This window comes from Streptomyces sp. NPDC002004 (assembly GCF_053593975.1).
Genome location: NZ_JBSFDP010000042.1, coordinates 14,816 through 41,228, shown reverse-complemented (window position 1 = coordinate 41,228; position 26,413 = coordinate 14,816). Strand labels below are relative to the sequence as shown.

Annotated in this window: 30 protein-coding genes and 1 pseudogene; 17 read left to right on the top strand and 14 right to left on the bottom strand. The window is 68.6% G+C overall.

What is annotated here, in order from left to right:
* Positions 1-166 precede the first annotated feature (166 nt).
* Together ACWCP6_RS33505 and ACWCP6_RS33500 are read left to right on the top strand one after the other, a co-directional pair.
* Positions 167-1,000, top strand: coding sequence for a MerR family transcriptional regulator (locus ACWCP6_RS33505; RefSeq protein WP_450936390.1), 834 nt, complete (start codon positions 167-169; stop codon positions 998-1,000).
* The gene (locus tag ACWCP6_RS33500) at positions 988-1,989 is read left to right on the top strand and encodes a BtrH N-terminal domain-containing protein (protein ID WP_450936389.1); all 1,002 of its coding nucleotides are present in this window, start codon (positions 988-990) and stop codon (positions 1,987-1,989) included. Before ACWCP6_RS33505 ends, ACWCP6_RS33500 begins: the two co-directional genes overlap by 13 nt.
* 138 nt (positions 1,990-2,127) lie before the next feature.
* Here ACWCP6_RS33500 and ACWCP6_RS33495 read toward each other — a convergent pair whose 3' ends face one another.
* Positions 2,128-2,640 (bottom strand): MarR family winged helix-turn-helix transcriptional regulator, encoded by a 513-nt coding sequence (locus ACWCP6_RS33495; RefSeq protein ID WP_450936388.1) that lies wholly within the window; start codon positions 2,638-2,640, stop codon positions 2,128-2,130.
* Between the two features lie 117 nt (positions 2,641-2,757).
* Here ACWCP6_RS33495 and ACWCP6_RS33490 point away from each other — a divergent pair, with 117 nt between their 5' ends.
* Positions 2,758-3,132: a DoxX family protein gene (locus ACWCP6_RS33490; protein ID WP_450936387.1), complete on the top strand. Its 375-nt coding sequence runs from the start codon at positions 2,758-2,760 to the stop codon at positions 3,130-3,132.
* 6 nt (positions 3,133-3,138) lie between these two features.
* On the opposite strand, the gene ACWCP6_RS33485 is transcribed toward ACWCP6_RS33490, so the two are convergent.
* Positions 3,139-3,837: a TetR/AcrR family transcriptional regulator gene (locus ACWCP6_RS33485; RefSeq protein ID WP_450936386.1), complete on the bottom strand. Its 699-nt coding sequence runs from the start codon at positions 3,835-3,837 to the stop codon at positions 3,139-3,141.
* Positions 3,838-4,327: 490 nt separating this feature from the next.
* Between ACWCP6_RS33485 and ACWCP6_RS33480 the strand changes: the two genes are divergently transcribed.
* From ACWCP6_RS33480 to ACWCP6_RS33465, 4 genes are all read left to right on the top strand, one after another.
* Positions 4,328-4,984 carry a hypothetical protein gene (locus ACWCP6_RS33480; protein ID WP_450936385.1) on the top strand — a complete coding sequence of 219 codons (657 nt, stop codon included), beginning with the start codon at positions 4,328-4,330 and terminating at the stop codon, positions 4,982-4,984.
* A gap of 14 nt (positions 4,985-4,998) precedes the next feature.
* Positions 4,999-5,448 carry a hypothetical protein gene (locus ACWCP6_RS33475; protein WP_450936384.1) on the top strand — a complete coding sequence of 150 codons (450 nt, stop codon included), beginning with the start codon at positions 4,999-5,001 and terminating at the stop codon, positions 5,446-5,448.
* Positions 5,449-5,519: 71 nt separating this feature from the next.
* A complete protein-coding gene (locus ACWCP6_RS33470; protein WP_450936383.1) occupies positions 5,520-6,566 on the top strand; it encodes a threonine/serine dehydratase in 1,047 nt (348 codons plus the stop codon).
* A 306-nt stretch (positions 6,567-6,872) separates the two neighbouring features.
* Positions 6,873-7,676: a HEAT repeat domain-containing protein gene (locus ACWCP6_RS33465; protein WP_450936382.1), complete on the top strand. Its 804-nt coding sequence runs from the start codon at positions 6,873-6,875 to the stop codon at positions 7,674-7,676.
* A 171-nt stretch (positions 7,677-7,847) separates the two neighbouring features.
* Here ACWCP6_RS33465 and ACWCP6_RS33460 read toward each other — a convergent pair whose 3' ends face one another.
* Together ACWCP6_RS33460 and ACWCP6_RS33455 are read right to left on the bottom strand one after the other, a co-directional pair.
* Positions 7,848-8,390 carry a transcriptional regulator gene (locus tag ACWCP6_RS33460; protein ID WP_450936381.1) on the bottom strand — a complete coding sequence of 181 codons (543 nt, stop codon included), beginning with the start codon at positions 8,388-8,390 and terminating at the stop codon, positions 7,848-7,850.
* On the bottom strand, positions 8,390-8,947 hold the full coding sequence (locus tag ACWCP6_RS33455) for a hypothetical protein (protein ID WP_450936380.1): 558 nt from the start codon (positions 8,945-8,947) through the stop codon (positions 8,390-8,392). The genes ACWCP6_RS33460 and ACWCP6_RS33455 overlap by 1 nt, the downstream gene beginning before the upstream one ends.
* A 100-nt stretch (positions 8,948-9,047) precedes the next feature.
* Here ACWCP6_RS33455 and ACWCP6_RS33450 point away from each other — a divergent pair.
* Positions 9,048-9,291 (top strand): annotated as a pseudogene (locus ACWCP6_RS33450) (transposase); the annotation flags it as partial.
* Here the strand turns inward: ACWCP6_RS33450 and ACWCP6_RS33445 are convergent.
* Entirely contained in the window at positions 9,273-10,280 is a 1,008-nt protein-coding gene (locus ACWCP6_RS33445) for a hypothetical protein (RefSeq protein ID WP_450936379.1), read from the bottom strand. The pseudogene ACWCP6_RS33450 and the gene ACWCP6_RS33445 sit on opposite strands and share 19 nt — an antisense overlap.
* A gap of 260 nt (positions 10,281-10,540) precedes the next feature.
* On the opposite strand from ACWCP6_RS33445, the gene ACWCP6_RS33440 reads away from it, so the two are divergent.
* Entirely contained in the window at positions 10,541-10,900 is a 360-nt protein-coding gene (locus ACWCP6_RS33440; protein ID WP_450936378.1) for a hypothetical protein, read from the top strand.
* Between the two features lie 130 nt (positions 10,901-11,030).
* Here the strand turns inward: ACWCP6_RS33440 and ACWCP6_RS33435 are convergent, their stop codons facing one another.
* Positions 11,031-11,564: a MarR family winged helix-turn-helix transcriptional regulator gene (locus ACWCP6_RS33435; protein WP_450936377.1), complete on the bottom strand. Its 534-nt coding sequence runs from the start codon at positions 11,562-11,564 to the stop codon at positions 11,031-11,033.
* A gap of 250 nt (positions 11,565-11,814) precedes the next feature.
* On the opposite strand from ACWCP6_RS33435, the gene ACWCP6_RS33430 reads away from it, so the two are divergent.
* From ACWCP6_RS33430 to ACWCP6_RS33415, 4 genes are all read left to right on the top strand, one after another.
* Positions 11,815-12,885 carry an alkene reductase gene (locus ACWCP6_RS33430; protein WP_450936376.1) on the top strand — a complete coding sequence of 357 codons (1,071 nt, stop codon included), beginning with the start codon at positions 11,815-11,817 and terminating at the stop codon, positions 12,883-12,885.
* Positions 12,886-12,969: 84 nt separating this feature from the next.
* A complete protein-coding gene (locus tag ACWCP6_RS33425; RefSeq protein WP_450936375.1) occupies positions 12,970-13,875 on the top strand; it encodes an NADP-dependent oxidoreductase in 906 nt (301 codons plus the stop codon).
* A 131-nt stretch (positions 13,876-14,006) separates the two neighbouring features.
* Positions 14,007-14,330 carry a winged helix-turn-helix transcriptional regulator gene (locus tag ACWCP6_RS33420; protein WP_450936374.1) on the top strand — a complete coding sequence of 108 codons (324 nt, stop codon included), beginning with the start codon at positions 14,007-14,009 and terminating at the stop codon, positions 14,328-14,330.
* A 31-nt stretch (positions 14,331-14,361) separates the two neighbouring features.
* Positions 14,362-15,153 carry an alpha/beta fold hydrolase gene (locus ACWCP6_RS33415; protein ID WP_450936373.1) on the top strand — a complete coding sequence of 264 codons (792 nt, stop codon included), beginning with the start codon at positions 14,362-14,364 and terminating at the stop codon, positions 15,151-15,153.
* Positions 15,154-15,338: 185 nt separating this feature from the next.
* On the opposite strand, the gene ACWCP6_RS33410 is transcribed toward ACWCP6_RS33415, so the two are convergent.
* The 6 genes from ACWCP6_RS33410 to ACWCP6_RS33385 all read right to left on the bottom strand — a co-directional run bounded on the left by ACWCP6_RS33410 (position 15,339) and on the right by ACWCP6_RS33385 (position 20,910).
* A complete protein-coding gene (locus ACWCP6_RS33410; protein ID WP_450936372.1) occupies positions 15,339-16,274 on the bottom strand; it encodes a phytoene/squalene synthase family protein in 936 nt (311 codons plus the stop codon).
* A gap of 42 nt (positions 16,275-16,316) precedes the next feature.
* Positions 16,317-16,562: a hypothetical protein gene (locus ACWCP6_RS33405; protein WP_450936371.1), complete on the bottom strand. Its 246-nt coding sequence runs from the start codon at positions 16,560-16,562 to the stop codon at positions 16,317-16,319.
* Between the two features lie 224 nt (positions 16,563-16,786).
* Complete coding sequence (locus ACWCP6_RS33400) at positions 16,787-18,016, bottom strand: cytochrome P450 family protein (protein WP_450936370.1); 1,230 nt, start codon at positions 18,014-18,016, stop codon at positions 16,787-16,789.
* Entirely contained in the window at positions 18,013-19,236 is a 1,224-nt protein-coding gene (locus tag ACWCP6_RS33395; protein ID WP_450936369.1) for an MAB_1171c family putative transporter, read from the bottom strand. Before ACWCP6_RS33395 ends, ACWCP6_RS33400 begins: the two co-directional genes overlap by 4 nt.
* Before the next feature lie 4 nt (positions 19,237-19,240).
* Positions 19,241-19,774, bottom strand: coding sequence for a hypothetical protein (locus tag ACWCP6_RS33390; RefSeq protein WP_450936368.1), 534 nt, complete (start codon positions 19,772-19,774; stop codon positions 19,241-19,243).
* Between the two features lie 173 nt (positions 19,775-19,947).
* Positions 19,948-20,910: a hypothetical protein gene (locus ACWCP6_RS33385; RefSeq protein WP_450936367.1), complete on the bottom strand. Its 963-nt coding sequence runs from the start codon at positions 20,908-20,910 to the stop codon at positions 19,948-19,950.
* A gap of 67 nt (positions 20,911-20,977) precedes the next feature.
* Between ACWCP6_RS33385 and ACWCP6_RS33380 the strand changes: the two genes are divergently transcribed.
* The 3 genes from ACWCP6_RS33380 to ACWCP6_RS33370 all read left to right on the top strand — a co-directional run bounded on the left by ACWCP6_RS33380 (position 20,978) and on the right by ACWCP6_RS33370 (position 23,151).
* Positions 20,978-21,229, top strand: coding sequence for a hypothetical protein (locus tag ACWCP6_RS33380; protein WP_450936366.1), 252 nt, complete (start codon positions 20,978-20,980; stop codon positions 21,227-21,229).
* A 128-nt stretch (positions 21,230-21,357) separates the two neighbouring features.
* Positions 21,358-21,717, top strand: a complete 360-nt coding sequence (locus ACWCP6_RS33375; protein ID WP_450936365.1) for a hypothetical protein — start codon at positions 21,358-21,360, stop codon at positions 21,715-21,717.
* A gap of 105 nt (positions 21,718-21,822) precedes the next feature.
* The gene (locus ACWCP6_RS33370) at positions 21,823-23,151 is read left to right on the top strand and encodes an ATP-grasp domain-containing protein (protein WP_450936364.1); all 1,329 of its coding nucleotides are present in this window, start codon (positions 21,823-21,825) and stop codon (positions 23,149-23,151) included.
* A 59-nt stretch (positions 23,152-23,210) separates the two neighbouring features.
* On the opposite strand, the gene map is transcribed toward ACWCP6_RS33370, so the two are convergent.
* Positions 23,211-23,978: a type I methionyl aminopeptidase gene (gene map / locus ACWCP6_RS33365; RefSeq protein ID WP_450936363.1), complete on the bottom strand. Its 768-nt coding sequence runs from the start codon at positions 23,976-23,978 to the stop codon at positions 23,211-23,213.
* Between the two features lie 59 nt (positions 23,979-24,037).
* Here map and ACWCP6_RS33360 point away from each other — a divergent pair, with 59 nt between their 5' ends.
* Positions 24,038-24,313: a helix-turn-helix domain-containing protein gene (locus tag ACWCP6_RS33360; protein ID WP_450936362.1), complete on the top strand. Its 276-nt coding sequence runs from the start codon at positions 24,038-24,040 to the stop codon at positions 24,311-24,313.
* Between the two features lie 695 nt (positions 24,314-25,008).
* Here ACWCP6_RS33360 and ACWCP6_RS33355 read toward each other — a convergent pair.
* Complete coding sequence (locus ACWCP6_RS33355; protein ID WP_450936361.1) at positions 25,009-26,361, bottom strand: phosphatase PAP2 family protein; 1,353 nt, start codon at positions 26,359-26,361, stop codon at positions 25,009-25,011.
* Between the last annotated feature and the right edge of the window lie 52 nt (positions 26,362-26,413).

Here is a 26,413-nt window from a genome sequence, read left to right as displayed (position 1 = left end):
GAAATCCTGGGGTGCCGTGTAGCCCCAGCTCCGCGCCGAGGGTCGCGAGATCCGAGGCGAGGACGTTGCCCGGTCCTCCCCGCTCAAGGATCGGCACATCAACTGTCCGGGCCGCAATGGGTGCAGCGGTGGACTCTCCCACGGTGGGAGAGTCCACGATGATGGCGTGGACGACGAACTTCTCACCATCGGGCGCTTCGCCCGCCGGTGCCGGCTCAGCGTCAAGCAGCTACGGCACTACGACGAGATGGGGCTCTTGGCTCCGGCCCGCGTGGACGCAGGCTCCGGCTACCGCTATTACGCACCTGAACAGGCACGTGACGCCCTGACCATCGCGCTGCTCCGCGAAATGGATCTTCCCCTGGCAGTGATCGCCCGGGCGTTGGCGGCCGAGCCTGAGTCCAGGGCACGGATCCTGTGCGCTGAGCGGGACCGGCTGGCCGAGCGGATCCGCAGGGACCAGACACGGCTGGAGATGCTGGAGCGGCTGGCGGAGGGCGGCCTGCCCGGGTACGAGGTGACTATGGGCAGAGAGCCGGAGCGACGGCTGGCAGTGGTGCGAACGGTCTGCACCTCTGCGGAGATCGGGGAGAAGGTCGAGGAGTGCGTAGGCCGGCTCCTGCCCGGGCTCGGCAAGGCCGACATCGCATGGGAGCCGCCTCTGTGGGGGCTGTATCCGCTGGACCTGGCGGAGCGGATGGAGATCGCCGTCGGAGTGCAGACCCCGCAGATCCCGCATGTGCCGCAGGGGGAAGGGCCACCCGGCCTGGAGTTTGAGGCGCTGCCCGGCGGACCCGTTGCCGAGACCGTGCACATCGGGCCCTATGCCCAGCTTCCCCTGGCCTACAACGCGCTCTTCGCCGCAATTCACGAGCGCGGGCTGTGCCCGCAGGCTCCCGTACGTGAGGCCTATCTCGTCGGGCCGGCGGAGGCACCGCAAGAGGAACTGATGACCCGGCTGATCATTCCCGTCCAGGAGAACATGGCATGGCCACGGTGACAGACATTGATGCCCGCGGTACGCAGCACTGCGAGACGACAGCTCTGGGGGTGCTGCTGCGGCACCATGGGCTCGATCTGTCCGAGCCCATGCTCTTCGGTCTCGGTACCGGTCTGTCCTTCATCTACTGGGACAGCAAGAACATGGGCTTCCCCTTCCTCGGGGGACGGGTCAAGCCTTTCGACCTCACCAGAAGCCTGGCCACCACACTCGGGCTGGAGCTCCTGGTCCAGGAGACCACCTCCCCGCGCAGGGCATGGGAGAACGTGGTGGCTCACATCGACGCCGGCCACCCCGTCGGACTGCAGCTCGACAGCTACTACCTGGACTATTTCACCTCGAAGGTGCACTTCGGCGGTCATGTCGTCGCCATGTACGGCTACGACGACCAGGACGCCCACCTGGTGGACACCGAACAGCAAGGCGGAACGGTATCCACCAGCCTGACCAGCCTCGCCCAGGCCAGGGCCGCACGCGGCCCGATGACCGCCAGGAACCGGTCCTTCACCCTCACACCTCCGAGGAACCTGCCCTCCCCGCAGGCCCGGATCATTCCCGCCATCACCGACTGCGCCGATGCCTTCCTCAATCCGCCCATCGCCAACCTCGGCCACCGCGGCATCGAAAAGGCCGGCAAGCAGGTACGCACATGGCTCCGGCGGACCGACAACCCGCAACGGGACCTGCCGCAGACTGCCCTGTTGATGGAGAAGGCCGGCACCGGCGGCGCCCTGTTCCGTAACCTCTACCGCGACTTCCTCGCCGAATGCACCCAGCAGCTCGACAGCAGCCATCTGCGCACCGGGCACGGTCTGTACGCCGAGGCAGCCGTCCTGTGGACGGAAGTCGCAGCACTGATCACACAAGCCGGTGCATCGGGCGATGCGCAGTGCCTCGTACGGGCAGGCACCATTCTCGGCGATCTTTCACGCATCGAGCGCGAGGCCATGCGGGCACTGAGCCGCCTGAGGAGCAATGCCCACACGTGATCCCGCCCTGAGCCAGGAGCAATCGGACGGACGGGCCGGCCTCGGTGTGCTGACCGACTGGCCGTGGCCCGTGGTGCAGATGGCGAGCTCTTCCTCCCCGGCGAAGGCCGATGTCCGACGCGCCGGCCTTCGGAGCGGTCACTTGCTGCGGCGCAGCCGGTCGACCGTCCCGCTGACCAGGGGGTGACCGGGGTCGATGGCGCCGACGATGCGGTGGCCGATCGTGGTCAGCTGGCGGATCTGCGCTCGGGTGAGGGCGTCGAAGACGTAGGTGCGGACCGCCTCCACATGACCGGGCGCGGTGGCGACCACCTTGTCGAAGCCCTCGTCGTTGAGGGTGGCCACGGTGTAGCGGCCGTCGGTGGGGTCGGGGCTGCGGTGCACCCAGCCGCGCTTCTCCAGCCGTCCGACGACCTGGGACAGGCGGGGCAGGGAGCCCTCGGCGAACGAGGCCAGCTCGCTCATGCGCAAGGTGCGGTCGGGAACCATGGACAGCCCAGCCATCACTTGGTACTCGAAGTGGCTCAGGCCGGCGTCGCGTTGCAGCTGGGCGTCCAGCGCCGCGGGCAGTCGCATCAGCATGCTGCTGAGCGCAATCCATGCCCGATCTTCTTCGTCGTCCAGCCAACGGGGCTCCTGCGGGGTCTCCATGCCCGCGAGTATAACTTCACTCCTTAAGTGATCAAACTCCCCGATGACTTGCATCGTGAAGTGATGACATCCTAGTCTTCAGTTAACGCTTTAAGTCATGGAAGGGTGTTGAGCGTCATGAACATTGTGTTGTGGGCCCTCGCGAGCGTGCTCGCGGTGGCGTTCCTTGCGGCCGGGGCGATGAAGCTGTCCCGGTCGAAGGAGAAGCTGGCCGCCTCGGGGATGGGGTGGACCGAGGACGTGAGCGCCGAGGCGGTGAAGCTGGTCGGAGGCTTGGAGGTGCTGGCCGCGGTCGGGCTGGTCCTGCCCGCTGCGCTCGGCATCGCACCGGTACTGGTGCCCATGGCCGCGCTGGGTCTGGCGGCGGTGATGGTCGGCGCCGTCGTCGTGCACGCCCGCCGCAGCGAGACGCAGATGATCGCCGTGAATGTGGTCCTGTTCGCACTCGCGGCAGTCCTGGCATGGGGCCGCCTCGGTCCGTACTCCTTCTAGAACTCCTCATCTGCGCGTTTCACTTGTGGTCGGGTCCGCATCCCGGTCGGCGGTCTTCGCGGAGCCCGGGGCTGGGTCGGCGGCTGAGATGAGCTGGCGGAGTGCGCCGTAGTAGATGTCGTGGTCGACGACGGCGGGAAGGATCGCGGCCAGGTGTCCGGTCAGGGCCGGGAACTCCTCGGGGTCGAGTGCGGCCAGTGCCTGTCGGGTGGACGCCTGGACGGCCTTGGGGTCGCGGTGGTCGACGAAGCTGGCACTGCCGAGGGTGAGCAGGTACATGCGCCGGTACGCGGCGATCGCTTCCTCCGGGGGCATGCCCGCTGCCAGGGAGTCGGCGACTTGGGGCTCCACCAGCCGTTTCAGCAGCTGCGGACCGAGCCAGGGGCGGCCGCCGCGGAGGGTGAGCAGGCCCGGGTGGGCGGTCAGCAGCTTGTACAGCGCGGTGAAGCGCTGCTCGGTGGCGCCGGCCCAGTCGGTGCCGGGCGGGATGTCCGGAAGCCGGGCGGCCAGGTGGTCGGTGGCGAGGTCGAGGAGGCCGGCCAGGTCGTTGCAGCGGCGCTGAAGCGAGGCCACCGAGATGTCCAGTGCCGTGGCCAGACTGCGGAAGCTGAGAGCTGCGGGTCCGTCCTGATCCACGATCGACAGGGCGGTCTGAGCGATGCGCTCGGGGGTCGCGAGGTCCAGGGAAGCGGATTGCCTTGGCATGCGAGTCAGCGTACGGTACACCGTACCGCTACGTAGGGCTTCCGGCTCCTCACGGAGGCGACATGCCGCGCATCCCGACCCTCGCCCCCGTTCACCGCGGTGGACAGCACATCCTCCGCCGACCGGCCCCTGGCCACCCTCGCGGCTCGCCCGGAACGCGGGCGACGCCTGCGCGGGTGAGTGGATGCAGGTGAGCAGAACCGGTGCCGGCCCGTGCGGCCTGCCTCGAAGGAGCCCGTGCGGTGCCGGCACCGCACAGGAAATGTCCCCGCCGCGGCGACATGAGCAGCGGATTTTCTGCTCATCTCTGCCATCCGTCAAGTACCGAATTCTCCTGTCACGCGATTCCGTGTCGTGACGCGAGGTGAGCACCCGGGCCTAATGGACGCATGCACTTCACGGCCAAACAGCCGTGAACCGCGCACCCAGTATCCATCGACAGTCTCTGTCCACTCCCCAAGCCTCCTGGCGCCACCGGATGTGAATTTTCATGACCAGTCGCTCTCGATTCCAGCGTCTCGCCCTGCTCGCCGCTTCGACCACCGTCATCTCTGCGGGTGTACTCCTGCCAGGGAGCACGTTCACCGCGGCGGCGACGCCGCACCCCAAGCCGGTCACGATGATGATCGCCGATCACCACGGCGACCGTCATCACGGAAGCGCCGACGCAACACAATGGGCGGAAACCACCGACCCGCCGAGCGGCATCACGATCCGGCTTCCAGGGAAGCCCGTTGTCAGCCAGTTCACCAAGCCCACCGACGGTATGACGGGTCGCCTCTACATGGTGAAGACCGATGACGCGGTCGTCGGCTTCGCCGTCTTCGAAGTGCCCGGTACCCGGAAGAACCTCGATCAGGGTCTTCACGGCTTCCTGGACGGCTACAACCAGGACTCGTCGCCCAGCGGCAGACTGAAAAGCACGGAGAGCCACGAGGCCACCGTTGACGGCCGCCACGCCCTCGATGCCCAGCTCCGGGCCGACGACGGCACCATCGGCTCCGCGCGTTTCATCGACGACGGCGACCATTTCATCCAGACCGTGACCATCGGCACCCAGGAGAAGGAGAAGCCCATGGCGGCGGTGCACCAGCAGCTTCTCGACAGCCTCCACATGCCGGTCGCCGGCCACGTCCCTACCTCCTGAAGGGAGAAGTGCGTATGTCCGGGCGATCGACGGACCGGGGCAACACCGTCCCGGCCCTGCTGCTCTATTACACGGTCTCCGGGGTTCTGGTCGGCCTGGTGTGCGGAGCGATATTCCATGATTTCCGAGGCGGACTGTTCACCGGCGCGTCCTATGCCGTCTTCTCGTTCGTGATCATGGTCCGGCTCCTCCGTGTCGTGCAGCGTAGCGTTCAAGTCGACGACCGAGAGGCATTCAGGAGCCGCCTCGAGGCCGACATGCTGAAGCATCACTACGCGCCACTGAAAACCGATGGTGACCACCTGGAATTCATGGGGCCGGAATCAATGCTGTGGGCGATCAGGCCACTGAAGTGGGCCGGCGGGGAGAGCCTCTCGCGGGTGTCCGTGCATTTCGACCACGACGCCGCCACGTTCGTCGGCCCCCTCATGAAAGTGCGTGAGATCGTCGCTCGCGTCGCGTGACGCCTTCCTGGGCCCGACCGCTACCGGTCGGCCCAGCGCCTGGTCCCGACCCACCATCGTAGGAGCAACACGTGCCCACCCTCGCCTACGGCGACATCAAGGCCGCCGGCACCCGTATCGCCGGCCGCGTTCGCCCTGTCACTCTGACCCCGCTCGACCCCGGGGCCATCCGCACCGGTCACCGTGAGCCCCTCGACGACCGGCCCGAACAGCCCTGCGAGGTCTGGCTGGCCCTGGAGTTCATGCAGCACACCGGCAGCTTCAAGGCCCGCGGTGCGCAGAACTTCCTCCAGGCCCACCGCGACGCCGGCACTCTCCCGGACGCCGGAGTGACCATCGCCTCCGGCGGCAACGCAGGCCTGGCCTGCGCCTGGGCCGCTCAGCAACAGGGCATCCCCGCCACCGTCTTCCTTCCCGAGACCGCTCCCGCGGTGAAGATCGCCGGACTCCGCAGTTACGGCGCCGACGTCCGCCTGACCGGCAGCGAATACGCCGAGGCACTCGCCGGCTGCCAAGAATTCGTCGCCACAACCGGCGCGCTCGCCTCCCATGCCTACGACCACCCCCTCATCGCCGCGGGCGCCGGAACCCTCCTGGAGGAAATCCACCAGCAGATCCCCGACCTGGACACCGTCGTCGTCGCCGTCGGTGGCGGCGGCCTGTTCGCCGGGGTCGCGACCGCTGCACAGCACCACGGCATCCGCACCGTCGCCGTCGAACCACAGGACTGCCGCGCACTCAACGCCGCACTCCAGGCAGGCCGCCCGATCGACGTCGCCGTGGACTCCGTCGCCGCCGACTCACTCGGCGCCCGCCGCACCTCGGCCATGGCCCTGCACGCCGCACAGCAGGACCGCGTCCACTCCGTCCTCGTACCTGACGCCGAGATCGTGCGCGCCCGCCAGGCGCTGTGGGACCACCGCCGTATCGCCGTCGAACACGGAGCCGCCACAGCACTCGCCGCACTCACCGCCCCCGACCACCACGCGCCCGCCAGGGACCTGTCGAGCCGGCCAGGGCCAGTCCGCGACTGCTACCGGCCCGCCGGCGGCGAGAAGGTCTGTGTCGTCCTCTGCGGCGCCAACACCGATACCCGTACCCTGCAGCGGCAAGAGTGACCTTCAGCGATGACCACGGCGGTCGGGATGTGCGTGTTCAGGGCCGAGGGCTTGTTCCCGTGACGCCCGCGGAGCGCGCGTGTCGTGCGACGGTCGGTGTCCAACTCCCGCTCCTGGCGCCGGAACAGACACCATTGCGTTGGGCAGGGGGCATGTCGGAATCCGTTTCCGCCGACAGCACGCAGGTGACGGTTCGCCGGCCGGAGTGAGGCCGCGGCCCGGTGGGTGTCTGAGGCACGTCGTCACCCATGGGCCTGCTCCCATGGACGCGCGGCCGGTGAGGGCCGGCCGTCTAACATGCCAGGCATGGCAATGTTCGTGCACCTGACGTCGGCGGCGAGCGCGCCGCGCATCCGACGGACGGGGATCCGCGCAGTGAGCCATGGCCAGGGCGGCATGCGCGGGGTGTACTGCTTCCCGGTGCTGCCGTCGTACACCCTCACCCATCAATGGCTGCGCGAACTGGCCCGTTTCGGCAGGCGGGGAGGGCTTGTGGCCGTCCACGTGCGACTGGACGACGACCAGCAGGTGCTGGTCGGGCGCTACATGGACCGGACGCGGAACGCCCAGGCGGTCGTCTCCGCGGCTGAGGCGGTGCAGCGGATTGCCGCGCTGGACGACCCGCGTGGGTGGGAGGTGTTCGTACCCCGGGCGATCAGGTCGCGTGAAGTGCACCGGATCCGCGCCGCGCCACAGGTTGTGGGCTGGCGGTACCGGCCGGACGCGCACGGCGTCCGCCCCTGCACCTGTGCCGGATGCCGGGTGCGCGGAGAGTACGGGGCGCGGCGCCTGCGAGAACGGTTGCCGCATCCGCTGGACGGTCCGGCGCCCCCGACCAGGGTGCTGCTCGCCAGGCTCACGGAGGCCGGCGACCCCGGAGACCCGACCGTGCTGCGCGAGGCCCTGCACTGGTTCGGTATGCGTCGACGTGGCCCGCTCGCCCAGCTGACGCAGCTTGCTGTCCATCCCCATCCCGGTGTGCGGGAGGATCTGGTGTGGGCGGTCGGCCGCTGGTCCACCCCCGGGGTCGCTGAACTGCTGGACGGTCTCGCAGACGACCCGCACCCGGATGTCCGCGAGGCGGTGGAGGCGGTTCGTGAGCCGTGGTGACCGCTGACCCATGGGAATCGATCATCTGCAAGCCGCCGTGGCCTGGGCGTGGGGACGGGTCCTTGAGCTCTCGTGGCAAACCTCCAGTGGGTCATGCCGGATGAGGAGCGGACGCGGTACACGCCGCGGGTCGGTGGAAGGTGCAGAGCAGCTGTGGGCCGGCCCGGACGATCAGGCCTCGGCGCCGGTGTCTTCGGGGGGGAAGAACAGGTCCTCGATCCGGCTCTCGAACACGGCGGCGATCTTGAACGCCAGGGGCAGGCTCGGGTCGAAGCGGCCCGTTTCGATGGCGTCGACCGCCTGTCTGGACACGTCGAGGCGGTCGGCCAGGTCCGCCTGGCTCCAGCGCCGCGCGGCCCGCAGCTCACGTAGCCGGTTCCTCATCGGATCCGCTGCCTCTTGAAGATCAGTCCGGCGATCCGGATCAGCATGCTCCCCGGCGATGACCTCTCGCAGTGCGGCAATGTGGGTGCTCAGGGCGGCCCGGCCCGGCGCAGTCAGCGAGATCCACGTGGTTCGGCGACCGCCGTGAACTCCTTTGCGGCTCCTGACGTAGCCGAGCGACGCGAGGGCGCTCACGTGTTTGGAGAGCACCGAGTCGCTGACCTCGAGACTGTCCCGAATGGTCGAGAACTCTGCTTCGGACACAGCGGTCAGCATGGTCATCAGCCTCAGCCGGGCCGGTGCGTGCAGGTTGGCATCCAGCTCAGGCATCAGCGGCCGACCAACACCAGCAGCGCCAGCGCGGCCAGCGCAAGGGCCGGGATGACCACCAGCCACCCGGCCGACTCGGCACGAGCGTGAGCCGCCGGGTCTCCTCTGTAGACGCGCAACCAACGTCGGCCGCTCAACGTGTAGGCCAGGCCCCCAGCACACGCGCAGACAGCCACCAGCCACCACAGCCCGGCGAGGGCAGCCCAGAACGCGGCGCCCAGAGCCAGCGCGTACGAGGTCGCTGCAGCCCACCCCGTTCCGAGCACGAGGCGGCTCGTGAGTCCCCCGATCCGCACCCCGTTGAGCCGCCGGAACCGAAACAGCTGGATGCCCGCCGTCAGGGCGAACATCGCGGCTCCGGCGATCGACAGCAATCGGGTCCAGCCTGTATCGAAGGCGACCTCAACGGCGGCCGTGGCGATCTGGATCGCCACAGTTACGCCGATCGAACTGTAGAAGAAGGACGGCAGTACGAAGCCGCCGGCCAACTGTGCCCGCGAGGTCTCCGCCTCGGCCAGGGCAGCAGCAGCTTCTTCGGGAGTGGGCAACTCCGCCATACTTTCCATGTTGGAAAGTATGGCTTGAGCTTTCCAACTTGGCAAGTTCGCCGGCCGGTGGAGGTCCTGATGTGCGGGTCGACGTGTGGTCTTCGGCGGTCACCGCCAGGTCGTGAACGGGGTGTTGTACCGGATGCGCGCGGGCGTGCAGTGGCGTGATCTGCCGGAACGGTACGGACCGTGGAAGACGGTGCACGAGCGGCATAGCCGCTGGTCGGCGGACGACAGGTGAGATGACCCTCCAGCGGGTCCGGGCCGAGGCGGACGCGGCCGGCGACATCGGCTGGGACGTCTCGGTCGACTCGACGTCCGTGCATGCCCACCACTACGCCGCCGGTACCCGGGTGGCGGCACTGGCGCAGATGGGGCGGGTCCGGGCGGAGTAGGAACGGGCGGCCGCGATGAGACCGAAGCCCAGGCCGCCGAAGGCCAGACCGCCGAACATGACCATCCAGGTAATCCCGGAGCCGGTGGCGAAAGCGCCCGACGGTTCCATCCTGGGCAGCACTCCGGTGGCCGTGAGCGGGGCGTAGACCAGCAGGACGACTCCGTACACCGACAGGCCCACGGCGCTCAACCAGGCCGGCAGCAAGGGCAGTAGGCGCGGAACTCGCCGCCCCGCGAGGACCAGAGTCCAGCGCGGGAACACCTGTCCCCACGGGTACAGCAGGCCCAGCAGCAGGAAGATCCCGGCCGCCGCGGCCAGCACGGTGACATCGATGCCCACCGATGCGAGGGCCTTCGCGAATCCCGACGAGCCCCCGTTCATCTCCCGCCACCGTTGCGCTGTCACGCCGAGCGCATCGCCACCCAGAGTCCAGACGGTCTTGACCCCTGCCCACGGCAGGAGCCCGCACATGAACAGGTACACCACGACCCGGGTTCGCTTCGACGCGACGGAAGGGACGGGGTGGGCGAGCGGACCGTCAAAGCCCCCCGCGTGGTTCTGTCCGCACCGCGGGCACCTGCCGCGCAGTCGCCGACGGTACGACAGTGCGACGAGGATCAGCAGCGCAGCTCCCGCCGCACTCAACAGGTCGTGTGCCAGGCCGGTGGCGCTCTCCACCCCGGAGAGCGCCACCAGCGTCACGAAGTACGCCGGCAGGCTGGCCATCCCCATCGTGAAGACCGGAATCGCCAGGATCAGCGCCGCAGCCACCATCACTTGGCCACGCCTGGCGAGGGTCCGGGTGCCGGCGAGACAGGCTCCAGCGGTCGGCACGGCGAGGGCGGCCAGGAACAGCTGGACCGCCGGCGCGTACGCGACGTCCGGCGACCAGGGCACAGTGGCACCCGAGGTGGCCCAGGTGACCTCGACCGCGGCGAACAACACGCCCCACACCGCGGCGGCATACGGTGCCCACATGGGCCAGCGCCGCGACCACGCCCGCCACCCTGCGTCCTCCAACGCCGGGCTGGAGCCGGTAGGCCTCTGCGATTTTGTGGGAACAGCCACTGTGACCTCCGCTTCCGCATTGCTCACACTCAAGATTCCTCCGCACCTGTACGGGTCACATCCGACGCGCGGACCATCCGGCTCCCTCGCGCGGGGGAGAAGCGAATGGGGCGCTCCGGCCTGAGATCGTGATCTTCATGGCGGAGGGCTGTCCGGCGGCGGTAGTGGCTGTGGTGGGCGCGGGCCTGGTGGCGTCGGCGCCGGGTGGACCGGCGCAGGCGGCCGACAACCCCGGGGTCCAGGTCGTCGAGGGTGCGGTGCGGGCCCCCGGCGAAGGTGGCGTGGATGAGGCACAGCGTGGCCTGGCGTCCGAAGAGCTGAGGTCATCCCTCATCCGGCTGACCGAACGGGGCCGGACCGCCATCGCCGCGGTGATCGACCGCGAGCGCGCGGTGCTGCGCCAGGCCGGCGGTGATCTCACCGACATCGAGGTCGACGCCTGCCTCCGAGTCCTCTCCCGCCGTCTCGCGCTCATGGACAACGTCGACGTCGACTGAGCCAGGCAACCGTAGGCCGGGGTGATTGAATCCGGGTCCCGGCTGAGGGGCCGGCAGACCCGCACCAACGGCTGATCGCCAACGGTCCGTCAGTCCTCGCTGGGAGTTGCCCTTTTGTGGCCGTCGGGCGCTAACGCTCCGTTCCGGCGTCTGCGGGATCGGCGGCGGCTCGGACGAGATTCTGCTCCAGGCGTTCCAGGGTGCGTAGAGCTGCGGTGCGTTCGTCGTCCGAGAGGCCTGTCGTCGAGATCTCTTCGAGCTGACTCCAGACCTGCTCGACCTCGCGGCGCAGGGCGTGGCTGGCGGCTGTGGGCTCGATGAGCGAGGCGCGCTTGTCGGTGGGCGAGGGCCGGCGGCGGACGAAGCCGGCTTGCTCCAGGCGCCGGACGGTGCGGGTCATGGTGGCGGCGTCGGAGTCCATCAGTCGCACCAGGTCGGCCTGCCGCTGGGGGCCGAGTTCCCACAGGTGCATCATGACCAGCTCCTGACCCGGGTGCAGGCCGATGCGGCGCAGCAGCTGTCCCGCGAACATGCGGTGGAGGCGGGCCAGGCGGAAGATCGCGTGACTGACCGGCCCGCCACCGGCCGCGGCGGGCATCGGGACGGTGGCTTCCTGCCCGATCTCCACGGGACTGTTCCCGGCTTCCGGCGTGGACTGGGTCATCTCTTCCTCACTTTCCTGCTCAGACAGTTTAACTCTACCCGTCCGGTTCGCGTCCCCGCAGGTCAGCCCGGGGTCTCGCGGCACATATGTGCAGGTAGGGGAGTGTCATCTGCTTCACATTTGATCCTGGGAATGGATCCGTGTGCGTTACCTGTTCGGACAGGTGATTTACTTGTTCGGACAGGCATCTGCTGTCGCGGACAGCGGCGTGCCTGAACCACAGAACGTCACTCATCCCGAGGAAGAGACCATGACCACTGCTTTTGATCCGATCGTCCTGGGTGGCAGGCCCCTGGCCAACCGCGTCGCGATGGCGCCGATGACGCGCAGCCGTGCCTTCGGGCCCGGTGCCGAGCCGACGGAGCTCATGGCGACGTACTACGCGCAGCGCGCCGCCGCCGGGCTGATCGTCACGGAGGGCATCCAGCCCTCGCCCGTCGGCCAGGGCTACCCCGACACCCCCGGCCTGCACACCCAGGGACAGGTGCAGGCATGGCGGACGGTGACCGACGCCGTGCACCGCGAGGGCGGTGCGATCTTCGCGCAGCTGATGCACACCGGACGGATCGGACACCCCAGCCTGCTGCCCGACGGCCTCGTTCCGGTGGGCCCGTCGGCGGTCGCCGCCAAGGGGCAGGTCTTCACCCACGAGGGGCCGAAGGAGTACGTGACGCCGAGGGAGCTGGGCGATGCGGAGATCCGGCAGACGATCGACGACTTCGCCGCGGCGGCACGCAACGCCATCGAAGCCGGGTTCGACGGAGTGGAGATCCACGGCGCCAACGGCTACCTGATCCACCAGTTCCTCGCCCCCAACACCAACCGGCGCACCGATGCCTGGGGCGGCGACACCGAGGGCCGGATCCAGTTCGCCGTCGAGGTCGTCACGGCAGTGGCCGAGGCGATCGGCAGCCACCGTGTGGGCCTGCGGATCTCGCCCGGAAACCCGTACAACGACATTTCCGAGGACAGCCCGGGCGATGTCTACCTCGCTCTGCTGGACCGGATCGCCGGCCTGGACCTGGCCTATCTGCACCTGATGGAGGGCCCGGACCGCGACCTGACGGTGCGTCTGCGCACGGCATGGCGCGGCACGTTCGTCCTCAACCCGTTCACCTACCCCGATGCCACCGGCCCCGACGCGCTGAAGCTGGTCGAGGACGGCAGCGCGGACATGGTGGCATACGGGGCGCTGTTCCTGGCCAACCCCGACCTGCCCAGGCGCCTCGCCGTCGGCGGTCCGTTCAACACCCCGGACCAGACCACCTTTTACGGCGGCGACCACCGCGGCTACACCGACTACCCCACCCTCACCGCCTGAGCGGCGACCACGCCCCAGGGGACCGCACGGTGAGTCAGAGACGCGTGCGGTTTCCTTCCCCACCTGCCTACCTGGAAGTTCCTGATGTCCAAAGCGATCACATTCTCCGAGTACGGCGCCCCCGAGGTGCTGCGGCTGTCGGAGGTCACCGCGCCGGAGCCGGGCCCCGGCCAAGTCCGGATCCGGGTGCGGGCGGCCTCCGTGAACCCTCTCGACATGAAGATCCGATCCGGCCTGCTGGCCGGCTCCTTCCCGGCCCGCTTTCCGGTGACACCCGGCCTGGACGCGGCCGGTGTCGTCGACGCCGTCGGCGAGGGAGCCGATGCCGCCGTGGGGGACGAGGTCCTCGGTGCCACCGCCGGCGGCAGCTACAGCGAGTACGCCCTGCTCGACCAGCCGGTGGCCAAACCCGAGGCACTGTCCTGGGAGGCCGCCGCATCACTGGTCACGGTCGGCCGGACCGCGATCCGTGTCCTTGAGCAGCTGGGGGTGCAGGCGGGCCAGACCCTGCTCATCCACGGCGCCGCCGGCAGCGTCGGCGTCATCGCGGTGCAGCTCGCCGCAGCCCGCGGCATCACCGTCATCGGAACCGTCGGCGAGCACGACATCGAGCGCGTCACCGCGCTCGGAGCCACCGCTGTCCGCTACGGCGACGGCTGGGCGGAGCGGGTGAAGGCCACGGCTCCCAGGGGAGTCGACTTCGTCCTCGACGCCTCCGGCGCCGGAGTGCTCGCCGACTCCGTGGCCCTGAGCGGTGACAGTGCGCACGTGATCACCATCGCCGACATGTCCGCCGCGCACCACGGCGTCCGCTTCAGCGCCGGCAGCGCCGACCAGCCCGGAGAGTCCCTGCGGGAGCTGGTGCAGCTGGCCGCCGACGGCAAGGTCACCGTGCCGATCTGGCGCACCTACCCACTGGCGGAGGCGGTGCAGGCCCACACCGACCTGGAAGCCCGCCGCAACCACGGCAAGGCCGTCCTGCTGCCCTGACACCCGACACCGCCGCCTCGTGCTGCTCACACGGGCGAGGCGGCCCCGGGGCCGCAGCCGGCAATCCCCCGGCCGGCTGCGGCCCATCTCCCGCATGCCGCACCACCAGGAACGAACGGACCGACGAACCGATGGCGCCCTGGCCCACCCTCGCGCCGCTGACGGCCGATACGGACCTCACCACCGCGTTCGAGGTCCTCGGCCGGAAGTGGAACGGCATCATCCTCCACACCCTGGCCACCCGCCCCGCTCGCTTCGGCGAACTGCGCACCGCCATCGGGCGCATCAGCACCAAGATGCTCGCCGACCGGCTGCGCGGACTCCTCGACGCCGGCCTCGTCACCCACGACCAGCTCCCGCCCGGGCCCGCCACCTACACGCTCACCGACGACGGCCGGGCCCTGCTGCCCGCTCTGGAGCAGATCCGCTGCTGGTCGCAGCACCGTACACCCTGATCCCGTCACTCCTCAGAGATCGGAACTCCCCATGTCCGCACGCCCTCTGCCCGAGGCCACCTTCGCCCGCACCGTCCTGGGCTCCGGCCCGGGCCTTGCCCTCGCCCACGGTGCAGGCAGCAGCATCGACAACACCTACGGCCCGATCCTCCAGGGCCTGGCAGCCCACCACAAGGTCGTCGGCATCGACTACCCCGGCAGCGGCGAGACCCCCCGCTCCAGCACTCCGCTGTCGCTGGACGACCTGGCCGACCAGCTCGTGGCCGCCGCCGTCGCCGAGGGCATGGACACGTTCGCGGTATCCGGCTACTCCCTCGGCGGCCCCGTCGCCATCCGCGCGGCCGCCCGCCACCCCGAGCGTGTCACCGCCGTCGTGCTGACCGCGACCTTCCCCTTCCACGACAACCGGCTCGCTCTCGCGACATCCATCTGGCACAAGCTGGCCGAGACGGACCGTGAACTGCTCGCCAAGTTCCTGGTCATGATGGCCGTCGGCGCCGACGCCCTGGAAGCCATGCCGGACGAGCAGATCCAGCAGGCCCTCGCATTCACCGCCGCCGGCATCGCCGACGGCACCCCCGAGCACGCCGAACTCGCCGGTCGGTTCGATGTCCGCGACGACCTTGCGCGCATCCAGGCGCCCACCCTGGTCATCTCCACCACCCAGGACTGGTTCACCTCCACCCGCCTGCACCACCAGCTCGCCGACACCATCCCCGGCGCCCAGCTCGTCGGGATACCCACCGGCCACCTGCCCATGGTGGAACAGCCCGAGGAATGGCAGAAGCTCATCACCACCTTCCTCGACCAGCACGGCGCCTGACCACACGCACGCGTGGGGCCGGCAGGGCAACAGCGGCCCGGCCCCACGCGTGGGTTCACCACTGCTCCCAAGCACGAAGAGGACGTGGGGAGATACCGGATACCAGCGGAGCCAGGCCGAGCCCGCGGCAGCCGGCCTACGGTGGACGACGGGCTGGCCTTGATCCGCCACGGACGGCGCCAGTCCTACGACGGTGTGCGCCGTACGCGCCGAGCTGCGACGTAGTGCCGCAGGAGGAGCCGAAGCGCGGGTACAGCGGGTGGTTGAGCCCCACGTTCCAGCAGCTGGGCTCCCTTGCGTTTCACCTCGTGCAGTCGCAGCGCCTGCACGGCGATCAAAGCCCGCAGGAAGGGCTGGTTTTCTCGCTCGACGAGACGGGGCAGATCCGCGCACGCAGCGAGGGCGGTGCGGGCGGCGTTCGCCTGAACAGAAACAAGTCGTTCCACCGAGGGCCTGCATGCCGACGGCCGGCTCCGTATGGTCTCCACATCCAGGCCGGCCCGGGTCAGTTCCTCGCGTGGAATCCCGACCCGTCCCTGCTCTGCGTCCTCCGCGAGGTCGGCAAGGAAGTCGATGCGCTGCATGGCTTCGATGAGCGAGCGGCACCCGCCCAGGAAGGCCTCATGCTCCGCCGATGCCGAGGACACGAGCAGTGAGGCCGAGAGCATGAAGGCAGGCAGTGAGTAGCCGTCCACATATGCCTGGAAGTCGTGTTCGTTCTCGAAGCCGGTCCACTCGGCCTCGGCCGGCGCTCCGTCGAGGAAGGCCTCTATGCGCTCGGCCATCTGCGGGTACCGGTGCGTGGTGTCGGCGAGGGTCCGCAGCATCGGCCGGCCGGAGGTGCTGTTTCCCTTCAGTGCTTCCCTGACCCGACGGTCCCAGGACTGAAGTGCATCGCGCCGAGCAGCCACGTCGCCACGGTCGATCAGCTCGTCCGTCGCATGCATGAAGGCGACGACGGCGACCACCGGCGGATGGAGCCGTGCGGGGAGCAGCATCCGCACGGCCAGGTACTCGGCGGGCGCGAATCGCCGGACGATCCGGCGCTGCGCGTCGTAGTCGCGGCGTAGCGACGGATTGCTGATGCCACCCTGGTCCAGGGCCGCGGACCACCTGATCACGTCTCTCCTTGTTCTTGGGGCTCGTCCGACCGTGGGGGACCGTCAGCGGTTCCGGAGGACCCAGGCCGTCCGCATGAGCACGCGAGGGTGGGTGAGGGCGCGGGGATGCATCAGCATGTGGAGCACGCCCATGTAGGTGTGGTTGACCTCCGGGTCCCTCACGGACGCCTCCGTGATCCTGTCTCCGGCCCAGCGCAGGAAGCGATAGCCACGTGGGTAGGGGCCGGTCACATGTGGCTGAGCGAGATCAGCGGTGGTGGACAGCTGCCAGGCGGCGTTGACCGTCACACTCCCACCCAGAACCACAGCGCGGTACAACAGGTCCCCCCTCCGGGCAGGTGCGAGCGCCGCCCGATCCAGCATGTGCTGCGCCGCAGGAACCAGCTGCGGCCCTCACCGGACCCTACCTTGCGCTCGTGGCTTCCCTGGAAGGCCCATTGGACCCGGTGGCACGGCGAGGAGCGGCCGCAGATGCGAATGTCTTCACCCACGGCCGTTCAGCTCTCAACACCTCACGTCTGCAAGGGAAATGCCGCGACCGCAGCCTTCTGCGACACGCTCCGGGTCAGTACGGGCAGGCTGCTCAGTCCCCGCTTGTGGAACGTCGGCCACCACTCCAGCTCATCGGCCGATACGGCCAGTTCAAGGTCGGGGAAGCGCTTCAGGAGGGATCGTATGGCGATCTCGGCTTCCAGCCGTGCGAGCGGTGCGCCGAGGCAGTAGTGCACTCCGTGGCCGAAGGCCAGGTGAGCCGGTGCACGGCCCGGGTCGAACACCTCGGGAGACGGGAACTCCCGCTCGTCCCGGTTCGCCGAGGCGATGGAGACCCAAACTCGGCTGCCGGCCGGGATGACAGCGTTCCCGATGGTCACGTCCTCAAGGGCAAAGCGACGCACTGCCAGTGCGAAGGGCGGGTTCCAGCGCAGCGTCTCCTCGACCACCGCCCGGATCGGGACGGCGCCACCCCGCACTGCCGTGAGCAGCCGGGGGTGCAGCAGCAGACTCAGCGCGGTGTTGCCGATGAGGTGCACAGCGTTGTCGTAGCCGGCGAACAGAGTGAGAAAGGCGAGGGAGAGGAGTTCCGGCTCGGTGAGTGAGTCGCCCTCGTCGCGCGCCTCGACGAGGGCGGACAGAAGGTCATCGGTGGGGCTGTGTCGCTTGTCATCGATGACGTCCTTGAGGAATCGATGCATCTGCCGCATCGCCGTACGCGACTCCGCTGCTGCTCCCGGCGCCGGCGAGAAGAGCGTGTCCGTCCAGGTCCGAAAGTCGCGCCGTGCTGTCTCCGGAATGCCGAGCAGCTCGCAGATGACGCCGATCGGCAGCGGGACGGCCAGGGCGGGGACGAGGTCCATGCGCGGGCCCGTACATGTGGCGAGGAGTGTGTCGGCCAGGTTCTGTATGCGAACGCGGAGGTCCTCGACGCGACGGGGAGTGAATGCCTTTGCGACGAGGCGGCGCAGGCGGGTGTGGTCGGGCGGATCCATGTTGAGCAGGTGAAAGTCGAGCTCAGGGGGCATCGACGACACGTACTCGCCACTGGTTTTCGCGTTCTTCTTGTTCAGTGAGAGCCGCGAATCCGCCAGGGCTGCCCGGGCCTCGGCGTACCGGGTGATGAGCCACACGGGTTCACCGTCCGGAGTCGTCGTGCGGTGGACCGCACCGTCTTTGCGAAGCCCGGCGAAGGCCCCGTGGGGATCGGTGAGGAGGGTGTCGTCGAACAGCGTCATGGTGTGGGTCAAGCGTCCGCCCGCGATGGCTGGAGCCGCGCGACAACGGCGGGGATCACGGGGGAGGTCCGAAACGCATCGGCGACGCGGGTGATGCGAGCACCTTCCTCGTGGAGGTCTCCGTCGGCGGTGTCCATGAAGTCGTTTTCCTGTCCGAGTTGTGTGCCCTGGCCGGAAGCGCGCATGTGGAGGGCTGCCGTGATCTGTGCGGCCTCCGCCACGGAGTCGGCCTCTGTGCTGGTGGCGCCGCGAGCCTCGGCCAGTTCGCGGGCCGCGCGGCGTACCTCTGTGTCGAAGTGCGGGCGCAGCCTCATTTCGCCGTCGAGGATCTCAATCACCTGGCGGCCGAGGAAGAAGTGCAGCTCGCGCGCCAGCTCTCTGCGGGAGGCCGGCGGAGCCACGAGGACGACGTCGGGGAAGGCATCCGTTATGGCCTGCCACAGGGGGTGGCGCCGTCTGAAGGTGCGGTAGTCGGATACCCATGTCCGGGCTCTGCTGACCGCGACGCCCCAGGCCGGCATGGTGAAGCCGATCGCGAACAGGGCAGCCGACACGCTCGCGAACATGGGGGCCACGACGGAGTTGACGTGGTCGAGAGGCGAGTGTCCGACCATGCCCCAGAGGAGAGAGACCAACTTGGGCAGGCAGTAGCCGAAGCCGGCGATGGCGGCGGCGGCGACGGTGCGCAGGCCACGGCGCAGCCACGGCTTGTCGACGATCGTGGAGTAGCGCCAGCACAGACGGATCAGGCCGGCCATGCTGACGGTGTAAAGGCACTGGTAGACGAGCAGGAACTCCGCGATGTACGGAGTCTGCGCATAGTGGACATCGAAGTCGATGGGGTGTTCTGCATCGTCGACGGTGCCAAGGAAGAAGAGTGTGGCCATCGCCGCGATCGTGGTGATGGCGTACCCGAGGATCAGCCGGTGGCGGAGCCGGACCTTCGACTGGGCCGATGACCAGCTGACGAGGAGGGCCAGGAATGACGTCGTGCAGACGGCCACGCTGGAGTAGATGACGAGCGTGGCGATGTTCTTGATGCCCAGTAGGGCGTCGACGCGCACGTAGACGGGCGGGGCAGCGAAGAAGAAGGGCGCAGCGAACGTGCTGATCGCCAGGCACAGAAGCTGCAGCTCCTTGTTGCGCCAGTCGCGGACGAGGTCTTTGAGTTTGAAGGCGAATGCGCTCCACGTGATCACGGAGAGCGTCCCGTAGACGACGATGAATAACACTCGACTATGTCCTTTGTGCGGAGCTGCGTCCCAGTGAGCGCTCGAGATGGCTGACGAGGTTGACCATGTTCTCCGGAAGGCTTGTCGTCGGCAGGGGAGCGGCGTTGGTGGCCTGGAGGGGGATCAACGAGGCCACAAGCTCGGCGGCCTTCTCCTCACTCCGGTCGTAGCAGGTTCGCCCGAGGACGGTGCGGACGAGCGCCGGGTCGATGTTCGGCAGAAGGAGCCGGGATATCTCTTCCTGCTCCGCCGGGGTGGACTCGTGCTCGCACAGCATGTGGCCGATCTCGTGGAGGACGATGTGGCCTTGGTGCGCCTTCCTGGCATGCGCCTGGTAGATGATGTAGTCCACCTCGGGGGTGGCGACCCACATGCCGCACAGGCCGCGGTCGGCGGGGAGTGGCATCGGCAGGAGCGAGATGGGCCGTCCGCGGCGTTCCTCGATCTGGTCGACGAGAGCGTTGATGTTGAACGGCTTGGGAAGATCGAGTTGCTGGACCAGATCGGCGCAGTAGCGACGCAGTTCCCTGTCGTTCATTCCCGCTCCCCCCGGGTGGCCAACGGCCCACTGCCACTGAACAAAGATCACCCTCGTGCTCCCTCTGACCTCCGCGGCGGCTGGCTCGACCGGCAGCGGTGGCAGCCCGCATGAGCCACGAGACCCCACTCGGACAGCTGCAGAGCATCCTCGTGGACTGTGCTAGCAGCGGCTCACATTCGTTGCCTTTTGCTTGCCCGCTGAAGGTGCTGGATCACCGGGACCAGGGAGGCAAGCGCCTCCTCGTCCAAATCGGCAACTGCCCGCAGGGCGATCTGACGGGGTCCGATGCCCTGGGATTTGAGTGTGTCCACCAGATTGAGATCCGCGGAGACCTGCGCGGCTACCTCGTCGTCGACGAAGTAGCCGACCGGCACGCCGAAGAAGTCGGCAAGGGCTTCGAACGGCCCGTCGGTCTGCGCGTCCCCCGTGCCGTTGCGCAGCTGGTCGATGTCCGCTGCCGTGATCTTGCCGCCGCGCGCGGTGATGATCTCGGCGACTTCGTGGGAGGTGTAGGCCCCACGGTCCTTGGGGTGCATGACCTCGAACAGGCGGTTCAGCCTTGCCGGGAGATCCGCGGCGGCGGACTCCGGCTGTGCGAGCGGCAGCCGGGTGTCGACGTCCGGTTCTCGCGGTGAGGCCACCACTTCCCCGTAGCCCGCCGGCGAGGCGGCCGGAACCGTGATGTCCGGCCGGACCGGCGTCTGCTGCAGCGCGGCCAGCATGGGCAGCAGCGCGCGGTTGAGAGCCTCGGAGGCCGGCGCGGTGAAGAACGCCTCGCCGCCCTCGACCCCGAAGAAGCCCACCAAGCCGTGCAGCAGTTCGACGCTGGGCACCTTGGTGCCCGAGCACACCTGGCGCGCCCAGAACGCGGAAACCCCCAGCTGCCGGGAGATGCTGCCGGCCAGGTCCGACATCGGCTTGCCGGTATGCGTCAAGTAGGCATCCGCCAGGGCCTTGATGCGCGCGCTGACCCGGGAAGGCACGGTGTCGGCCGGAACCCGACCACCCCGCAGCAGAACGCTGATGGTGTCCTCGGGCAAGGCCGTCCTGGCTGCCAGTGCCCCGGGGTCGAGCAGTTCCGATCGGTCCATGCCCCGTTCTCTGCACAGCGCCTCGAGACGTTCAAGCGTCATCGGCAGAGATGGGACAGAGCCCACGGAGGTACTCCCGGGGTGCGGAGCGGTCGGGTTCGCTGTGCTCATGAAACCCTACTGTCCGTCCGTCGCGGTCATCAACGATCATTTGTCGCCGAAAAAGGGCGTTGAAGTGGCGCGATCAATCGTGCTGGCAGACAGCGCAGTTCGGGTCACTGCCCGGCCGGCACTGCATCGTGGTGTCCCGATGAGAGGCGTCCGAAGCGAGGTGGTCATGGGTCGGATCGCCGACCGGACCTCCTGGTGCTGCACCTATCGTGAATTCAACCATCATTTAGTAGCTGAAAACGATCGTTGACACTGCATGCCCTGGCCTAGCACGATCCTGGAGGGCCATGCGGTGACAAGGATGATCCCTTCCTCCGAGTGGCCGTTCGGCCACTAGTCGTCCGTTTGTATTTCAAGCATCGGGTTGGAGATGTGTTCATGCGCGCGTCGACCGCACGGAGCGCGCATCAACTGAACGACAGCGACCTCACCAAGGAAGATACGGCCGAACTCAATCGCCTGATGGTGGAGCTCCTCGCCAAGTGCAATGAGCTCGGGGAGCGGCAGGCCCCGGCAGGGGAGTGGACCGCGTCCGCCTCCGGTCTCCTCGAGCAGTTCGGTGCATCCACACAGGCCGTCGCCTACCTCCCCCGACCACTCGACAGACGGATCGCCGGCAGGGCGCGCGACCGTTCGTACGACCGTGACGCCGACCACGGCGGCTGCCCGCGGTGGTCCCAGGGCGGTGCACGTACGGAGAGCCGTTCCGGGTCCCTGGCGTCGATGCCTGCGGCCTGACTGCACGAGGAACCCCGGGCACTTGCCCTCCGGTATCGCCGCAGCGGCGCGATGCGTCACCGACATGCCGGTGGTCAGGCTCGTACCGACTTCTCAGAGGTAGAAATGTCCGAACCAGTGTGCCTTCTCGGAGCCGGCGGTACCCGCGCTGCGGGGAGTGAGTTCCACCTGAAGCAGATTGCCGACTCACACCCGGTGGTGCTCCTGGACGCCCTGGCGCCGACGTGGGCGCGCCCGTACCTCATCCACCACATAGCGGCCGATCCTGCGGACCCTGCCGCTGCCCTCGCGGCGGTCAGAAGCTACCGGACCCGCCATGAACTGCGCGGTGCGCTCACCTACGTGCCGGAGCACCTTGGTACAACGGCGCGCATCGCCGGACTGCTCCGGACGCCCACCACTTCGGTGGAGTCCCTGGTCCCCTGCAGCGACCTCGCGGAACTCAGAAGGCAACTCACCCGGCACAAGGTGCCACAGCCACGCTGGGCGGAGGTGCTCGATGCCGAATCGGCGGCTGCCCACGCCGCGCTGCTCGGATGCCCGGTCCTGATCAAGCCGTCCCGGAGGACGGGTGCGATCGCCGTACAAGCGCACGATCGCAACGAGGCCCGCACTGCCTATGAGCTGGTCACCCGACCCGTGGCAGGACTCGCGGCCGACCGGCATGAAAGCGCCGTGGTCGAGGAATATCTGGACGGGGAAGAAGTGTCCGCCGAAACGGTCGTTCTGGATGACGAGGATGTGCGTATCACGGCCGTCACCCGCACCGTTCTGGGGCCGCCCCCAACACAACAGGCCTTACGTCACTCCGTCTTCGCACACGACCCACTGCTGCACAACCCCGTACTCCGCCGGGTCGTCACCCGCGCTGTACGGGCACTGGGGATCACACTGGGAGTGGTCAGTGTCCGTATGAGGCTCACCTCCAGGGGCCCCTGCGTCACCGACGTCAGCGCCCACCTCGCCGCCGACCTCGTTCCGCTGTTGGTGAAGCGCGCCACCGGCATCGACCTGCCGCGCATCGCCGCCGACCTGTCCACCGGTCGTACTCCGCATCTCGCCCCGACCCAGCAGCGAGCGGCCGCCATCCAGTTCCTCTACGCGAACGCAACCGGCCATATAAGCCGTCTCGCCCTGGACCCGCGCGGAGCCTGCCAGCCACTCCTCGACGGTGTCGTCCTCACCCAACAGGTCGGCAACCACGTCACGTCCGGTCCCCACGCAACCCCGGTCGACCGGATCGCGCACTGCGTGGTCCTGGGGCCCGACGCGTCGAGCTGTCACAGTGCGCTGGACCGTATGGCACAGCACATCGACGTGGACATTGCACCGTCCTCGTCGGCGATGGCGGGGTGGGCGGCTGCCGGGGCACCTCCGTGGTCGGCGACAACCGGGGCCGTCACACCGGCGGTCATGGTGCCGGCTGACGCGTAGGGCTGCATCTCAGGGGGTCTGAGCAGCCGCATCGTGCCGCGCAGCGGGTGGGTACGGCATCAGGGCAGGGTGAGGATGCGCGGGCCCTCGTCGGTGATGGCGACCGTGTGCTCGATGTGGGCGGCCCGGCTGCCGTCGGTGGTGCGCAGGGTCCAGCCGTCGGCATCGGCGCGGTAGGTGTCCTGCCCGCCTGCCATGAGCATGGGCTCGATGGCGAGGACCAGGCCGTGGCGGAGGGGGAAGCCGCGGCCGGGGCGGCCTCGGTTCGGGACATGGGGGTCCTCGTGCATGCGGCGGCCGATGCCGTGCCCGCCGAAGTCGGCGGGCATCCCGCAGCGGGCCTTGCGGGCGACGGTGTCGATGGCGTGGGAGATGTCGCCGATGCGGTTGCCCACCTGGGCGGCGGCGATGCCGGCGTCGAGGGCCTGCTGGGTGGCGTCGATCAGGTCGAGATCGGCGGGGTGCGGTGTACCGACGGAGAAGGTGATGGCGGCGTCGCCGGTCCAGCCGTCGAGCTCGGCGCCGCAGTCGATGCTCACCAGATCACCGTCCCGCAGGCGGTAGCCGGTGGGGATGCCGTGCACCACGGCGTCGTTGACCGAGGCGCAGATCACGGCGGGAAAGGGGGTCGGGGCGAAGGACGGGCGATATCCGAGGAAGGGCGAGCGGGCTCCGGCGTCTGCCAGGACGGTGCGGGCTGCCTCGTCGAGTTCCCGCAGGGTCACCCCTGTACCGGCTGCTTTCCGGGCGGCGGCCAGCGCCTGGGCCACCACACGTCCGGCCTCCCGCATCGCTTCCAGCGCTTCATCGGTCTTGATCTCCACCATGTGCCGTGACTCTCCCCTCGAGGCTGCCCAATACTTATACCGGTATTAGTATCACGGTCATGGTGAGAACTCCTCTGACCCCATGGGAACGAGAACGCGGCGAGCGGTTCGGCGCACTGCTGCGTCAGGCGCGCGGCGACCGGAGCATGACGGAGGTGGCCGCAGCGGCAGGTGTCTCGGCGGAGACGCTGCGCAAGATCGAGACAGGCAGGGCGCCGACGCCGGCCTTCTTCACCGTCGCAGCCCTGGCCGCCGCGCTGCACCTGTCCTTGGACGAACTGGCGGCCGCGTGCGCTCACGATCCGTACCGGCAGGAGTCGGCGCTCTCTGCATGAGAAAAGGGTCGGCGCCCGGCATCGCCCAGCGCGAGCGGGCGGCGAGGCCCGCGAGGTGACGGCGCGGCAGGAGCTCGTGGCAGCCGGTCCCACGGCGACCGGCGAGCGGGGCGTGACAGTGCCGTAGAGGGCTACGGCACTCGCCCTCACGCTCGCCGGTTGCGGCGGTCTACGGGGAGGGCAAGCCCCCGCCGGGGAGGGTCGGGCGCATGCGCTGCTGACCCCGCTGAACGGTTCGGCTCCGGGGCATGAGGAGCGGGAGAACGCGCCGTTGCTGCTGGTCGAGGGGCGGGGCCGCGGAGGCCCGCGGCCTCGACACCGTCAGCCTTCGGTCATCGGTGATCTGTTCACCGCCACCGTGGCGGCGCTGTTCCATGTCGGGATGCGGTGACGCTCGGAGCTGGAAATGGACGCGAAAAGGCTCCGCGCGTACGGCCCTCCACGGCGATCGGGCGTACGGCGCTCCACGGCGATCGGAGGCGCGAGGCGCGTAGCCAGGTCCGCGGCGCCGGTAGGCGCGGCGTCGCCCGTGGGCGCGGCGGACCTGGCTGGGTCGCGCCACGGAGCAGCAGGGCTCCGCGTGGGGGGGGGCGTCAGCGGTTCGACTTCACCTTGATGCGGTGGCCGTGCCGGTGAAAGCGGTGACTGTGCCGATCGCGGTCGTCCCCAGTGCTGCGAGACCTGCTCGACATGACTCAAACCAGTTCGGGTTGCGGATTCGGTTGCCTCGCTGGTGCGGCCTTCGGTTCCCACAATGTGGTGGTCCGTATGTAGCCGTGGATCACTGAGCCCATCGCCAGAATGACAAGCGGCCCAAACACCCACGGATGTCCGGCCATCTGCACCGGCAGATAGCGATACGACACCAAGAGCGCGGCGAAGACCGTTGTGCCGTAGGCGACCAGCTCGATTCCTGACCGATCCCAACCACGTTCGAGCGAGCGCAACGCCGCCTCGATGGTGAGTGTGAACACCACGCCGGCAACGAGGTCCGCTCCGTAGTGGTAGCCGAAGCCCAGCGTTGCGCCAAGCGTGGCTACAAGCCAGAAGGTGCCTGCGAATCGCAGGATTCGTGGGCCCGTGCGCGAATGAATGAAGATCGCGGTGGCCCACGCTGTGTGCAGGCTGGGCATGCAGTTGCGTGGGGTGAGCTCGTCGAAGACCATCTGGTGCGGGGCGTGGGTCGGCGGCGTGTTCGGCCACAGGTTGGCCACCGCCCAGTGCCCGCCGCCGGTGCCGAAGGCGCCGGTGCCGTACGCGAAGATCGGACCGACCACCGGGAAGATCATGTAGATGCCGGGCCCGAGCACGCCGATGACGAGAAAGGTGCGCACCAGGTGATGGCGCGGGAAGCGGCGCTCGACCGCCACATTGCGCAGCTGGTAGAGCGTGACGATGACCGCAGCCACCGCAAGCTGAATGTAGACCAGGTCGAGAACATGGGTGCCGATCGGACCGGTTGCCTTGACAATCCGGCCTACCAGCCACGACGGGTCTCCCAGCGCATGATCGGCGGTTGCCACGTACTGGTCGAGAACTGTCGGGTTGGTCTTCGACGTGATGAGTAGCCAGGTGTCGCCCGTCTTGCGGCCGGTCACCAGCAGCAAACCCAGCCCGACACCTTTCAGCAGCAGGACGCGTTCCTGGCCTGTGCGGCGCGTGACAGCGATGACCGCATAGGCCAAAATCACCCACAACGCGCCGTTGCCGAAGGGGTGTCCGTCGGTCGCCTTTGCGCCGACCGCCCACCGCACCAGAAAGAAGGCGACGTCGATGCCGATCGCGGCACCGGCCGCCATGAACCGTTGCCGCTTGGTGAGCACCACCATCATCAACGCCATACTGGCGTACAGCAGCGGCCCCGATTTGGGGGCGAATATCACCTCTCGCGCCTGGTTGGTGATTGGCCCCGGCAGGCCGTAGTGGCGTGCGGCGATCTCCAGTGCGATGAGGAACCCGAGGGTCGTCAGGCCCGCTGTGGCCCACAGTATCGCCCGTGGTTGACGCCATGCGGCGACCGCAACTCTTCTGTTTATTCGCGAAAACACCCGCGATGCTATGGATATCAATTAAATGGCCGATTCATTATTTAGTTGACTA

What these genes read in the sequence shown, in the direction of transcription:
- map (WP_450936363.1), bottom strand. Translation starts at nt 23,978, where the DNA reads ATGGTGGAGATCAAGACCGATGAAGCGCTGGAAGCGATGCGGGAGGCC.
- ACWCP6_RS33430 (WP_450936376.1), top strand. Translation starts at nt 11,815, where the DNA reads ATGACCACTGCTTTTGATCCGATCGTCCTGGGTGGCAGGCCCCTGGCC.
- ACWCP6_RS33375 (WP_450936365.1), top strand. Translation starts at nt 21,358, where the DNA reads ATGCGCGCGTCGACCGCACGGAGCGCGCATCAACTGAACGACAGCGAC.
- ACWCP6_RS33420 (WP_450936374.1), top strand. Translation starts at nt 14,007, where the DNA reads ATGGCGCCCTGGCCCACCCTCGCGCCGCTGACGGCCGATACGGACCTC.
- ACWCP6_RS33425 (WP_450936375.1), top strand. Translation starts at nt 12,970, where the DNA reads ATGTCCAAAGCGATCACATTCTCCGAGTACGGCGCCCCCGAGGTGCTG.
- ACWCP6_RS33495 (WP_450936388.1), bottom strand. Translation starts at nt 2,640, where the DNA reads ATGGAGACCCCGCAGGAGCCCCGTTGGCTGGACGACGAAGAAGATCGG.
- ACWCP6_RS33385 (WP_450936367.1), bottom strand. Translation starts at nt 20,910, where the DNA reads ATGACGCTTGAACGTCTCGAGGCGCTGTGCAGAGAACGGGGCATGGAC.
- ACWCP6_RS33465 (WP_450936382.1), top strand. Translation starts at nt 6,873, where the DNA reads ATGGCAATGTTCGTGCACCTGACGTCGGCGGCGAGCGCGCCGCGCATC.
- ACWCP6_RS33415 (WP_450936373.1), top strand. Translation starts at nt 14,362, where the DNA reads ATGTCCGCACGCCCTCTGCCCGAGGCCACCTTCGCCCGCACCGTCCTG.
- ACWCP6_RS33485 (WP_450936386.1), bottom strand. Translation starts at nt 3,837, where the DNA reads ATGCCAAGGCAATCCGCTTCCCTGGACCTCGCGACCCCCGAGCGCATC.
- ACWCP6_RS33440 (WP_450936378.1), top strand. Translation starts at nt 10,541, where the DNA reads ATGGCGGAGGGCTGTCCGGCGGCGGTAGTGGCTGTGGTGGGCGCGGGC.
- ACWCP6_RS33475 (WP_450936384.1), top strand. Translation starts at nt 4,999, where the DNA reads ATGTCCGGGCGATCGACGGACCGGGGCAACACCGTCCCGGCCCTGCTG.
- ACWCP6_RS33435 (WP_450936377.1), bottom strand. Translation starts at nt 11,564, where the DNA reads ATGACCCAGTCCACGCCGGAAGCCGGGAACAGTCCCGTGGAGATCGGG.
- ACWCP6_RS33460 (WP_450936381.1), bottom strand. Translation starts at nt 8,390, where the DNA reads ATGCCTGAGCTGGATGCCAACCTGCACGCACCGGCCCGGCTGAGGCTG.
- ACWCP6_RS33500 (WP_450936389.1), top strand. Translation starts at nt 988, where the DNA reads ATGGCCACGGTGACAGACATTGATGCCCGCGGTACGCAGCACTGCGAG.
- ACWCP6_RS33480 (WP_450936385.1), top strand. Translation starts at nt 4,328, where the DNA reads ATGACCAGTCGCTCTCGATTCCAGCGTCTCGCCCTGCTCGCCGCTTCG.
- ACWCP6_RS33455 (WP_450936380.1), bottom strand. Translation starts at nt 8,947, where the DNA reads ATGGCGGAGTTGCCCACTCCCGAAGAAGCTGCTGCTGCCCTGGCCGAG.
- ACWCP6_RS33490 (WP_450936387.1), top strand. Translation starts at nt 2,758, where the DNA reads ATGAACATTGTGTTGTGGGCCCTCGCGAGCGTGCTCGCGGTGGCGTTC.
- ACWCP6_RS33370 (WP_450936364.1), top strand. Translation starts at nt 21,823, where the DNA reads ATGTCCGAACCAGTGTGCCTTCTCGGAGCCGGCGGTACCCGCGCTGCG.
- ACWCP6_RS33390 (WP_450936368.1), bottom strand. Translation starts at nt 19,774, where the DNA reads ATGAACGACAGGGAACTGCGTCGCTACTGCGCCGATCTGGTCCAGCAA.
- ACWCP6_RS33380 (WP_450936366.1), top strand. Translation starts at nt 20,978, where the DNA reads ATGAAACCCTACTGTCCGTCCGTCGCGGTCATCAACGATCATTTGTCG.
- ACWCP6_RS33360 (WP_450936362.1), top strand. Translation starts at nt 24,038, where the DNA reads ATGGTGAGAACTCCTCTGACCCCATGGGAACGAGAACGCGGCGAGCGG.